The organism is Streptomyces mesophilus (assembly GCF_040300965.1).
GTDB lineage: Bacteria > Actinomycetota > Actinomycetes > Streptomycetales > Streptomycetaceae > Streptomyces > Streptomyces mesophilus_A.
The window spans coordinates 1-10,515 of sequence record NZ_JBEPEW010000212.1 but is presented as its reverse complement, the minus strand read 5'-3'; the positions used below and the strand labels follow the sequence as shown (position 1 = coordinate 10,515).

Annotated in this window: 9 protein-coding genes and 1 pseudogene; 2 read left to right on the top strand and 8 right to left on the bottom strand. The window is 72.2% G+C overall.

The features are described 5' to 3' along the window. From ABT367_RS38560 to ABT367_RS38550, 3 genes are all read right to left on the bottom strand, one after another. Positions 1-1,525: prolyl oligopeptidase family serine peptidase (locus ABT367_RS38560; RefSeq protein ID WP_352258282.1), on the bottom strand; the 1,525-nt coding region annotated here is incomplete at its 3' end. A gap of 4 nt (positions 1,526-1,529) precedes the next feature. Beyond that, on the bottom strand, positions 1,530-2,879 hold the full coding sequence (locus ABT367_RS38555) for a M20/M25/M40 family metallo-hydrolase (RefSeq protein WP_352258281.1): 1,350 nt from the start codon (positions 2,877-2,879) through the stop codon (positions 1,530-1,532). Further along, the gene (locus ABT367_RS38550; protein ID WP_352258279.1) at positions 2,872-3,705 is read right to left on the bottom strand and encodes a M55 family metallopeptidase; all 834 of its coding nucleotides are present in this window, start codon (positions 3,703-3,705) and stop codon (positions 2,872-2,874) included. The genes ABT367_RS38555 and ABT367_RS38550 overlap by 8 nt, the downstream gene beginning before the upstream one ends. Positions 3,706-3,888: 183 nt before the next feature. On the opposite strand from ABT367_RS38550, the gene ABT367_RS38545 reads away from it, so the two are divergent. Further along, positions 3,889-4,584, top strand: coding sequence for an aspartate/glutamate racemase family protein (locus tag ABT367_RS38545; protein WP_352258278.1), 696 nt, complete (start codon positions 3,889-3,891; stop codon positions 4,582-4,584). A 130-nt stretch (positions 4,585-4,714) separates the two neighbouring features. Here the strand turns inward: ABT367_RS38545 and ABT367_RS38540 are convergent, their stop codons facing one another. Both ABT367_RS38540 and ABT367_RS38535 read right to left on the bottom strand, forming a co-directional pair. Next, entirely contained in the window at positions 4,715-5,536 is an 822-nt protein-coding gene (locus ABT367_RS38540; RefSeq protein ID WP_352258277.1) for a DUF1206 domain-containing protein, read from the bottom strand. Between the two features lie 52 nt (positions 5,537-5,588). After that, the gene (locus tag ABT367_RS38535) at positions 5,589-6,029 is read right to left on the bottom strand and encodes a hypothetical protein (RefSeq protein ID WP_352258275.1); all 441 of its coding nucleotides are present in this window, start codon (positions 6,027-6,029) and stop codon (positions 5,589-5,591) included. 254 nt (positions 6,030-6,283) lie between these two features. On the opposite strand from ABT367_RS38535, the gene ABT367_RS38530 reads away from it, so the two are divergent. Continuing rightward, positions 6,284-6,985 (top strand): VanZ family protein, encoded by a 702-nt coding sequence (locus ABT367_RS38530; protein ID WP_352258273.1) that lies wholly within the window; start codon positions 6,284-6,286, stop codon positions 6,983-6,985. Between the two features lie 58 nt (positions 6,986-7,043). Here the strand turns inward: ABT367_RS38530 and ABT367_RS38525 are convergent, their stop codons facing one another. The 3 genes and pseudogenes from ABT367_RS38525 to ABT367_RS38515 all read right to left on the bottom strand — a co-directional run. Next, a complete protein-coding gene (locus tag ABT367_RS38525; protein WP_352258271.1) occupies positions 7,044-8,138 on the bottom strand; it encodes an XdhC family protein in 1,095 nt (364 codons plus the stop codon). Then, positions 8,131-10,305 (bottom strand): xanthine dehydrogenase family protein molybdopterin-binding subunit, encoded by a 2,175-nt coding sequence (locus ABT367_RS38520; protein WP_352258269.1) that lies wholly within the window; start codon positions 10,303-10,305, stop codon positions 8,131-8,133. The genes ABT367_RS38525 and ABT367_RS38520 overlap by 8 nt, the downstream gene beginning before the upstream one ends. A gap of 77 nt (positions 10,306-10,382) precedes the next feature. Then, positions 10,383-10,515 (bottom strand): annotated as a pseudogene (locus ABT367_RS38515) (FAD binding domain-containing protein); the annotation flags it as partial.

Sequence of the window (10,515 nt, the reverse complement as noted above, 5' to 3'; positions counted from 1 at the left end):
CGGCGGTGCCCTCCGCGGCGAGCGCACGGGCCACCGCCGCACAGTCCTCGACGTCGACCACGCCCCACTGCTCCCGCAGCCGTTCCCGGTAGGCGCGGCCATAGCCGGTCGAGCCGCCGTAGTTGACCTCGGCGACGCCGATGCCGCGCGAGGTGAAGTAGGCGATGTCCAGGTCGAGGACGAGCGGTGCGTGCCCGGTCGGCCCGCCGTGCGCCCATACGACGTACGGCGGCAGGGTGTTGTCGGGGCCTCGGTGCCCCGGGTTGTGCGGGGGGTAGATGTGGGCGTGGATGTCCCGGCCCAGCGGTCCGCTGAAGGTGCGGATCTGCGGTTCCGGGTAGTACGCGGGGTCCACGGGGTCGTCGTGCGGGGCGCCGATGACGCGCGCGCGGCCCGTGCGGATGTCGAGCTCGACGACCTCCGCGGCGCTGCGCGGGCTGGCCCCCGATCCCACCACGCGGGAGCCGTGCACGGCGAGCGTCGGCGCCCATGCGGTCCAGGGGCCCGCCACGTCCACGACATCCGTGGTCTCGGGGTCGAGGATGCCGAGCGAGTTGGTGCCCACGCCGTGCACGACGGCCACCGTGCCGTTCTCCAACGGCGCGAACCAGCGCTGCCCGAGCTTCCACAGGGGTCCGGCGAACTCCTCGGCCCGGGGGCAGAGCGCCGTCACCGTCAGATCCGGCGACTCCCCCCGGCCGGGCAGCAGTTCGCCTCGGTACAGGTTCCACCAGCCGCTGCGGTCCGAAGCGAAGAGCAGCGTCCCGTCGTGCGCCCACTCCGCCTGGGCGATGGACTCCTCAGGTCCGCCGGCCACTGCGCGGGCCGCCCCGAACGTGCCGTCCGCGGTCACCTCGGCGACGAGGAGCTCCGTACCGTCCCAGGGCATCCGCGGATGATCCCAGCCGATCCAGGCGGCATGCCGTCCGTCGGGCGAGACCCTGGGCGAGGTGACGAACCGGTGGCGTCCGTCGGACAGTTCGCGCAGCGCACCCCGATCGTCCGCGGCGGAACCGTCGAGCGGCACGGCGACGAGGATCCGCCGCAGATCCTCGGGCCCTTCACCGGTGAACTCCTCGAGCACGCACCACACTTCGCCCCGGTCGGCCCGGATCTGCGGATCGGCCCAGCGCAGCCCGCCACCCACCGGCGACACCGGCGTCAGCGGTACGGGCACCGCTCCGGGCGCGTCCGGCTCGTACGCATAGAGCCGCTGATCCGCGAAGTCGCAGAACACCAGGAGCGGTCCCGCGGCGCCGACGGCCCCGGCCCAGGGGTGTCCGCCGTACTCGATGACGCGGGTGCGCACGTTCCAGGGCGCGGGCAGCACCGACTCCTCGCGCCCGTCGGCGTGCCGGCGCACCAGGGCGCGGCGGCCCGCCTCGGACGGGCGCGGCTCGGTCCACCACACCTCGTCGCCGACGAAGCCCACCCACTCCGGCCGGCCGTCGTGCGACGCGGCGAGCGCGGCGTCGATCGGCGAGGGCCAGTCGCCGTATGGCTCGGTACGCACCATCTCCCCCATTCCGCTACGCCGTTCGCAGAAAACGGCTCAGCACCCTGGCGCCGAAGTGCAGAGCCTCGACGGGCACCCGTTCGTCGACGCCGTGGAACATCGCCGCATAGTCGTAGTCCTCGGGCAGCTTCAGGGGCGAGAAGCCATAGCCCGTGACGCCGAGGCGGGAGAACTGCTTCGCGTCCGTCCCTCCTGACATGCAGTACGGAACGACATGCCCCTCCGGTTCGAATTCCTCGAGGGCTGCGCGCATTTTTTGGTAGACGGAGGAATCGACCGGCGCTTCGAGCGCGACCTCGCGATGGTGGAACTCCCAGTCCACATGGGGTCTGGTGAGTTCGTCGAGGGTGGCTCTGAACTCCTCTTCGCCGCCCGGCAGATAGCGCCCGTCGACATAGGCCACGGCCTCGCCGGGAATCACATTGACCTTGTATCCGGCCTGCAGCATCGTCGGGTTGGCGCTGTTGCGCACCGTCGGCTCGACCAGCGCCGCGGCCCGGCCCAGCTTGCCGAGCAGCGCGTCCACGTCGAAGTCCGGCGCGTGGACGTCGGCGTCGAGGCCGTGCAGCCTGGCGAGTTCGGCCAGTGCCGCCCGTACGGTCGGGGTCAGCCGCACCGGCCACTGGTGCTCGCCGATCCGGGCGATGGCCTGGGCGAGATGGGTCACCGCGTTGGCCCGGTTCACCTTGGAGCCGTGGCCTGCCCGGCCCCTGGCGGTGAGCTTCAGCCAGCCCGTGCCCCGCTCACCGGCCGCGATCGGATAGAGCCGCATCCCGGGAGCGGCATGGAACGTGAACGCCCCGGATTCGCTGATCCCTTCCGTGCATCCTTCGAAGAGTCCCGCGTGCCGGTCGGCGAGGAAACCGGAGCCGTCCTCGGCGCTGGCCTCCTCGTCGGCGGTGAACGCGATGACGAGATCGCGCCGCGGCCGGATGCCCTGACGGGCCCAGGAGCGGACGACCGAGAGGATCATCGCGTCCATGTTCTTCATGTCGACCGCGCCCCGGCCCCACACGACGCCGTCGCGAATCTCGCCGGAGAACGGGTGGACCTGCCAGTCTTCGGCCTGGGCCGGCACCACGTCCAGATGACCGTGCACGAGCAGCGCGTCGGCCGAGGGGTCGGTGCCTTCGATCCGGGCCACGACATTGGCGCGCCCCGAGGTGCGCTCCAGGAGTACGGGTTCCAGGCCCGCGCCCGCCAGTTGCTCCGCCGCGTACTCGGCCGCGGGCCGCTCGCGGCAGTCGCCGCCGCCCCGGTTGGTGGTGTCGATCCGGATCAGGTCGGAGGTGAACCGGACCACCTCGTCGAGCCCGGCCGCATCGACCCCGCTGTCCGTCGTCCCTGTGATCTGCTCAGCCATACTGCTCCTCGACCGCGGCGGAGACGATCGTGGTGACCGCCTTGAACGTACGAATCCCCTCATACATGGTCGGACTGGTGTACGCGACCTTCCGCTCCCCGGAGCGCGCCACCCCCGGCACCACGGTCGCGGCCTGCGACAGATGCTCGGCGTCGAACTCCAGCTCCACCGTGAACGGCCCGCCCCGCACCGGCTCATGACGCACCGCCAGCGCGGCGGCCTCTTTGGCCGCGGCCCGGATGTCGGCGGCGGTACGGGCCGGGGTGCGGCACACCGCCGCGTACCGCGACACGTGGTCCTTCACCGCGACCTTGAGCGCGCCCGGCGCATAGCCGAGGGCGTCCTCGCAGGTCAGATCGTCGCCCGTGACCAGCACCACCGGCACACCGAACTCGGCCACCACATGCGAGTTGAGCAGACCTTCGCTCGCCCGCACGTCGTTCACCCAGACCCCGGTGATGGAGTTGGCCAGATACGTGTGCGCCAGGACCCCCTCCGTACCGGCGCCCGTGTGGTAGCCGATGAAGGCGATCCCGTCCACGTCACCGTGCTGCACCCCCTCGACCATGCTCAGCGACTTGTGCCGGCCGGTGAGCATCTCGGCGCGGTCGTCGAGCTTTTCGAGCAGCAGATTGCGCATGGACCAGTGCGCCTCATTGATCAGCACTTCGTCGGCGCCGCCGTCGAAGAAACCGAGCACCGCCGCGTTCACATCCGAGGTGAACATGGAGCGGCAGCGCTCCCACTGCGGGTGGCCCGGCAGCACATCGGCAGGCCAGGTCACACCGGTGGCGCCTTCCATGTCGGCGCTGATGAGGATCTTCATGCGGAAGACCGTACGCGCTGCGCCGAGGCGTCACTAGCCCTGTGGATAACTGTCGCTGGACTGGACCTCTGGCTTTTCCACAGGGGTTGTCGACAGCCCCGGCCGCACCCCCTGGAGCAAACCAAAGAGTCGCTTATGCGGCACAGTGACCGAGCAAGGTCGGTGTCGGCAGGAGGCGTGTGCATGAAGACCATCGGGCTGATCGGCGGCATGAGCTGGGAGTCGAGCGCCGAGTACTACCGGCTGCTCAACGAGTTCACCCGGGAGCGGCTCGGCGGGCTGCATTCCGCGCGCTGCGTCCTGTACTCCGTGGATTTCGCGGAGATCGAGGAACTGCAGGTCGCGGGCGAGTGGGACGCGGCCGGAAAGATCCTCGCGGACGCCGCGCGCGGCGTGGTCGCCGCGGGCGCGGACATGGTGCTGATCTGCACCAACACCATGCACAAGGTCGCGGACGCGGTGCAGGACGCGGTGCCCGTTCCGCTGGTGCACCTCGCGGACACGACCGCGGGTGCGGTCGGCTCCGCCGGGCTGCGCCGGGTCGGTCTGCTCGGTACGGCGTTCACGATGGAGCAGGACTTCTACCGCGGCCGTCTCGCGCGGCACGGACTCGATGTCCTTGTGCCCGGCCCCGAGGAGCGTGCGCTCGTCCACCGGGTCATCTACGAGGAGCTCTGCCTCGGTGTCGTACGGGAGGAGTCCCGCGCCGCGTACCGTGCCGTGATCGACGGGCTGATCCGCGAGGGCGCGGAGGGCATCGTCCTGGGCTGCACCGAGATCGAGCTGCTGATCGGGCCCGAGCACAGCCCCGTCCCCGTCTTCCCCACGGCCCGTCTGCACGCCGAGGCCGCGGTGGAGCTGGCCCTGTCGGAGAGCTGACCGCGGGCCCGCTCCCGGGTCGGAGGCGGCCTGCGGCCGAGTCTGCCGGACCGCCGGCCGAAGGAACCGCTCCCGGGTCGGAGGCGGCCTGCGGCCGAGCCTGCCGGACCCCGCCGGCCGAAGGACCCGCTCACCGGTCCAGATGCCGCGCCCACGCGAAGCAGTAGCAGCCGAAGCAGAAGATGCCGAGTCCGAGCGCCGTGAGCAGAGCCGGTCCGAAGGGCTGCTCGAGCACCTTCCGCAACGCCTGGTCGAGACCGCCCGACCTGTCGGGCTCGTGGGTCAGCGCCGCCCAGCCGAAGAGGGCGCCGACGACGCCGAGGGCCAGTCCCTTCGCCGTGTGCCCCGCACGCCCCAGCCAGGTGTACGCCGTCCCCGTGGTCCCTCGCGTGCCCCGCCGGTCGAACGTGTCCAGGAACGTGTCGGTGAAGGCCTTGCGCACCGAAGCCACGCCGATCCCGATGATCACCGCACCGACCGCGGCGACGAGGGCCTGCCCGAGCGGCAGGTCCATCAGCCGCGCCGTCAGGCCCTCGGTGGTCCGGTCACCGTCCTGGGCGTCGGAACCCAGGGCGATCTTGAGCGCGCTGGTGCCGAGCACTCCGTACACGATCGCCCTGCAGAGGGACAGCACCCGCTGCCACCGCCGGTTGCCCGCCCAGCGGTGTCCGAAGGCGGCCTCGATCAGCTGCCAGACGACCAGCAGGTACATGCCCACGGCGGTCGCCCAGACGATCGCACCGCCGAGTGGCTGACGCGCCAGCTCCTCGATCGCCCCGCTCGGCGACGCGGGACCGGAACGGTCGCCGAAGGCCAGCTGCACGGCGAGCCAGCCGACCACTAGGTGCACGAGGCCGTACGCGATCAGACCGAGCCCGGCCGCACGGTCGACCCAGTCGCTTCGATCCGTACGCCTGCCCAAACGCCGGGCCCGGCGGGAGAGTTCGCTCATGGCGGGTCGTATGGCCCGTACGGCCGCCGTTACACCCGGAGAGTCCGGTTCCCTAACGCACCCCGGCGACCGCACGCCCCGCCGGGTGGAGCTGGCGTACCAGGAATTCCTCCGTGTCCGCCGTGAAGAACCCCGAGATGCCGCGCATCAACTGCAGCGCGGCAGTGACCCGTCCGGGCAGCGGCCGCGGCAGGGCCGCCAGAGGCAGGGCGTCCAGGCGCGGACCGGTGCCCGCCGCTTCCAGGGCCAGCTGGGCCTGGCCCAGGTCGCCGGCCCGCAGATGCGCGAGCGCGCGCCGCACACCGCCCGAGGCGCGCTCCACCACGCAGAGCAGCGAGGCGATGCCCGACGGGTCCTGGGCGTCGGACAGATGCGGTGAAGGCGATCCGGCGACCTGAACTCCCTGTTCGCGGGCCGCAAGGCGCAGTTGTGTACCCGCCTGGTCGAGGATCTTCACGATCGCACTCAGCCGCCCGGTGTCGTAAGACGCCATGGGGATCTCCCCTTCGCTCAAGGCCGGTCCGCTCGAGGTGCGGAGGGCGCGGAAGCACGCACCTTCAGACCTATCTCCCGGGCACGCGCGGCCCGAACCCCCACAAGGGGGCGCACACCCTGCGCAGAGGCGCCCGCCGGTGGGCCGCGTGCGCCCGTGGGTGCGGTACGCGACACCCGCGGCACGCATGCCTCAACCCGGCCCGGGTACACGGGACTTCCTGCCCGCCTCCCACACCCTTCCGGAGAGCAGTGATGGCGCAGTCCTCCGTCCGACGCGCCACCCGTCCGACCGGGGGCCGCGCCCGTAAGCCCCGTGAGCGCCCCGACGCCCCGCCACGCGCCCCGGTCCCCTGGCCGCTGCGCGCTCTCGCGATGCTGCTGGCGTGCGCTGCGATGGTGGCGTTCGGAGTGGTGCTCGCGCGGCTGACCCTGCAGCCCTCCTCCGCCTCGGTGCCGCTCACGCACACCAACCTGCGGCCCGGCGACTCGATCCGCGACTATCTCGCCCAGCCCGCGTTCCGCGACACCGTCAAGCAGCTCGGCGGCAACATCGTGCTGGGGGTGCCGTTCGGCGTCCTGCTGCCGGTGATCCTTCCCAAGGCGCGTGGCGTACTGCGGGTGCTCGCCGCCACGACCGTGGTCATGCTGTGCGTCGAGGTGGTGCAGGGCCTGGTCATCACGGGCCGGGCCTTCGACATCGACGATGTGCTGCTCAACACCGGTGGGGCGCTGCTGGGTTACCTGCTCATCGGGCGCCGGCTCTCGCGTTCGATCCACCCTCCGCGCCGGCGCCGCTTCCGGTGGTACGGCAGGCCGCCCGAGTCACGTGACACGCGTACCCGTACCCGTACGAAGGCGAAAGCGGGCAGGCGTCCCCGTAAGAAGGCAGGCCCTTCCCGCGAGAAGGCCGACCGTCCCCGCACGATGACCACGTGGCTCCGCAGGAAGGAGTGACCGGCGGGGCGCCCCGGCCCGCGACTGCGTTGACAGTGAAATCAGTCCGCGCACAAGTTCAGTGGGCCACTTCACCGCCCACCGACCCGAGCGCCCCACCGCCCCGCCCGTGCCGCACCGCCACCGTCTCCGCGACGATCGAGACCGCGACCTCCTCGGGCGTGCGCCCGCCGAGGTCGAGTCCGATGGGCGACCTCAGCCGCGCCAACTCGGCCTCGCCGACGCCCGCTTCCCGCAGCCGGCGGTTGCGGTCCTCGTGCGTGCGCCGCGAGCCCATCGCCCCGACGTACGCGACGGGCAGCCGCAACGCCAGCTCCAGAAGCGGCACATCGAACTTGGGATCGTGCGTGAGCACACACAGCACCGTGCGCCCGTCCACCGAGGTCCTGGCCAGATACCGGTGCGGCCAGTCGACCACGATCTCGTCCGCCTCGGGGAAGCGGGCCCGGGTGGTGAACACCTCGCGCGCATCGCACACGGTCACGTGATAGCCGAGGAACTTGCCCGCCCGTACCAGCGCGGCAGCGAAGTCGATCGAGCCGAAGACGATCATCCGCGGGGGCGGCAGGCTCGACTCCACGAACACGGTGAGCCCACCGGGGCACCGCGAGCCGTCCTCGGACAGTTCGACGGTGCCGGTGCGACCGGAGTCGAGCAGCGCCTTCGCCTCGTCGGCGACGGTCCGAGCGAGGGAATCCGGCAGCCTTCCCTCGTACGATCCGTCCGTACGCACCGTCAAGGCCTGCCCCACCAGCTCGGCCGGCCCCCGCATCACCCGCGCGAGCGCGACGCCGTCACCCCGGCCGGCGGCCTCGACAGCCCTGGCGAACACGGCGCGTTCGGCACCGACCGGAGTGATCAGGATGTCGATCACCCCGCCGCAGGTGAGCCCCACCGCGAAGGCGTCCTCGTCGCTGTAACCGAACCGTTCGAGCACGGGGGCGCCGTCCACCAGCGCCTGCGCGCACAGCTCGTACACGGCGCCCTCGACGCAGCCGCCGGAGACCGACCCGATGACCGTGCCCTCGGCGTCCACGGCGAGTGCGGCGCCCGGACCGCGCGGTGCGCTGCCGCTCGCGCCGACGACCGTGGCGACGGCGAAGGCCCGGCCCTCGGCCAGCCACTCGGTCAGCTCCGCGGCGATGTCAAGCACCAGAGGTCTCCCCGGAAAGGCCCCCGTGCGCGGACTCACCGGAAAGGCCCTGATCGGGGGATTCCCCGGCAAGAACCCGGTCCGGACGGATCGGCAGCTGACGGTGCCGTACGCCCGTCGCATGCCGGACGGCATTGGCGATCGCCGCGGCCGCACCGACCACGCCGATCTCGCCGACGCCCTTGATCCCGATGGGATCGCCCGGCATGGGGTCGTCCACCCAGTCCGCCTCGATATGCGCCACATCGGCGTGGGAGGCGACGTGATAGCCCGCGAGATCCGCGCCCACGAGCGAGCCGGAACGCCCGTCTCGCGCCGCTTCCTCGTGCAGCGCCATGGAGAGGCCCCAGACCATCCCGCCGACGAGCTGGTTGCGCGCGGTCAGCGGATTGACGATCCGTCCCGCCGCGAACATGCCCAGCATCCGCCGCACCCGCACCTCACCGGTGCCCGGGTCCACGGCGACCTCGGCGAACTGGGCGCCGTAGGAGTGCCGTTCGGCCGGCTCCTGTCCGGCCAGGGCGGTCGTGCTGTCCGAGCGGACCGTCAGGCCGTCGGCCGGGATGTCCGCGCCGAGGGCGAGGCGGTCGCGCAGTTCCATGGCCGCGGGGGTGATCGCCCAGGCCCAGGAGCTGGTGCCGGCGGAGCCGCCCGCGAGCCACGCGGACCCGAACTCGCTGTCACCGATGCGGACTTGGACCAGCTCGGGCGCGACCCGCAGCGCATCGGCCGCGACGATCTGGAGCGCGGTCCGCGCGCCCGTGCCGATGTCGGCCGCGGCGATCCGTACCGTGAACGTGCCGTCCGCCCAGGCAGTCACCGCCGCCGTGGACGGCACCGCGAAGGCGTGGAAGGTGGCCGCGGCCGTCCCGGTGCCGAGCAGCCAGCGCCCGTCGCGGCGTACGCGCGGACGCGGATCGCGGTCCGCCCAGCCGAACCTGCGGGCGCCCTCCTCGAAGCACGCGCGCAGATTCCGCCCGGCGAACGGCAGCCCGCTCAGCGGACCCGCCGACGGCTCGTTGCGCATCCGCAGCTCGATCGGATCGAGTCCGCAGCGCTCGGCCAGTTCGTCGAGCGCCGATTCGAGGGCGAAGGATCCGGGCGCCATCCCCGGCGCGCGCATCGACGTCGGTGTGGGCACGTCCAGGCGGACGACCTGGGCGCTGGTGCGGTGCGCGGCCGCGTCGTACAGGACACGGCCCGCGGCCGCCGCCGGCTCCACGAACTCGTACACACTCGAAGTCTGACTCACCGAACCGTGCGACAGCACCCGCAGCCGTCCGTCGGGGTCGGCGCCGAGGCGTACCCGCTGGTCGGTGGGGCTGCGATAGCCGGCCAGGCTGAACATCTGGCGGCGGGTCATGGCCACCCGCACCGGCCGCCCAAGCTCGGTCGCCGCCATCACGGCCGCGATCTGGTGCACCCGTACGCTCTTGGACCCGAAGCCGCCTCCGACGTGCTCGGAACGCACCCGTACGGTGCCGGGTGCCAGCTCGAAGGCCTTGGCCAGATCCTCGGCGGTCCAGCTCGCGCCCTGGTTGGAGTCGAGGACCTCGAGCCTGCCGTCCTGCCAGTAGGCGGTGGCGGCGTGCGGCTCCATCGGGTTGTGGTGCTCTTCGGGTGTCGTGTACGAGGCGTCGACGACCACGGCGGACGCGGCCAGCTCGGCCTCCTCGTCGCCTTTCGCCAGCGTCGCCGGCACGACCCCGTCCAGCCCGTACGCGTCCGTGCGCCCGCCGGAGAAGACCGTGTCATGCGCCTCGGCGTCGTACGTGACGACCAGCGCGTCGGCTCCCGCCCGCGCCTGCTCGGGCGTCTCGGCCACGACGAGCGCGACGGGCCAGCCCCAGTGCGGCACCCGGTCGTCCTGGAAGGCGCGCACGGTCGGATCGGGCGCCATGCCCATGATGCTGGGGTAATCGCCGCGTACCCGTGGGGCGTTGAGGTGGTGCAGTACGGCCACGACGCCGGGCATCGCGCGGACGGCAGCGTCGTCGACCGCCCGGATCCGGCCGCGCGCGATCGTGGACAGCACGAGGCTGCCGTGGGCGAGCGAGGCGAGCGGGATGTCGCCGGTGTAACGGGCGGTCCCGGTGATCTTCTCGCGGCCCTCGACACGGGTGCGGGCGGTGCCGAGTGCGGTGACGGCGGGCACGGTGGTGGTCATCGGGCCGCTCCCTCCTGGTCATGGCCGGCGGGTCCGGTCGGTTCGGCGGGTCCGGTCGGTTCGGCGGGTCCGGTCGGTTCGGCGAGTTCCGTCAGGACGGCGATCGTGAGGTTGCGCAGGAGCGTCACCTTGTACGCGTTGTCGGTGAGCGGTGCCGCGGCGGCGAGCTCGGCGTCCGCGGCCGCCGCGAAGGACGCGGCATCGGCGGGG

Bases quoted from the DNA above. Each gene is read 5' to 3' on its own strand.
- ABT367_RS38555 (WP_352258281.1), bottom strand. From the start codon at position 2,879: ATGGCTGAGCAGATCACAGGGACGACGGACAGCGGGGTCGATGCGGCC.
- ABT367_RS38550 (WP_352258279.1), bottom strand. From the start codon at position 3,705: ATGAAGATCCTCATCAGCGCCGACATGGAAGGCGCCACCGGTGTGACC.
- ABT367_RS38545 (WP_352258278.1), top strand. From the start codon at position 3,889: ATGAAGACCATCGGGCTGATCGGCGGCATGAGCTGGGAGTCGAGCGCC.
- ABT367_RS38540 (WP_352258277.1), bottom strand. From the start codon at position 5,536: ATGAGCGAACTCTCCCGCCGGGCCCGGCGTTTGGGCAGGCGTACGGAT.
- ABT367_RS38535 (WP_352258275.1), bottom strand. From the start codon at position 6,029: ATGGCGTCTTACGACACCGGGCGGCTGAGTGCGATCGTGAAGATCCTC.
- ABT367_RS38530 (WP_352258273.1), top strand. From the start codon at position 6,284: ATGGCGCAGTCCTCCGTCCGACGCGCCACCCGTCCGACCGGGGGCCGC.
- ABT367_RS38520 (WP_352258269.1), bottom strand. From the start codon at position 10,305: ATGACCACCACCGTGCCCGCCGTCACCGCACTCGGCACCGCCCGCACC.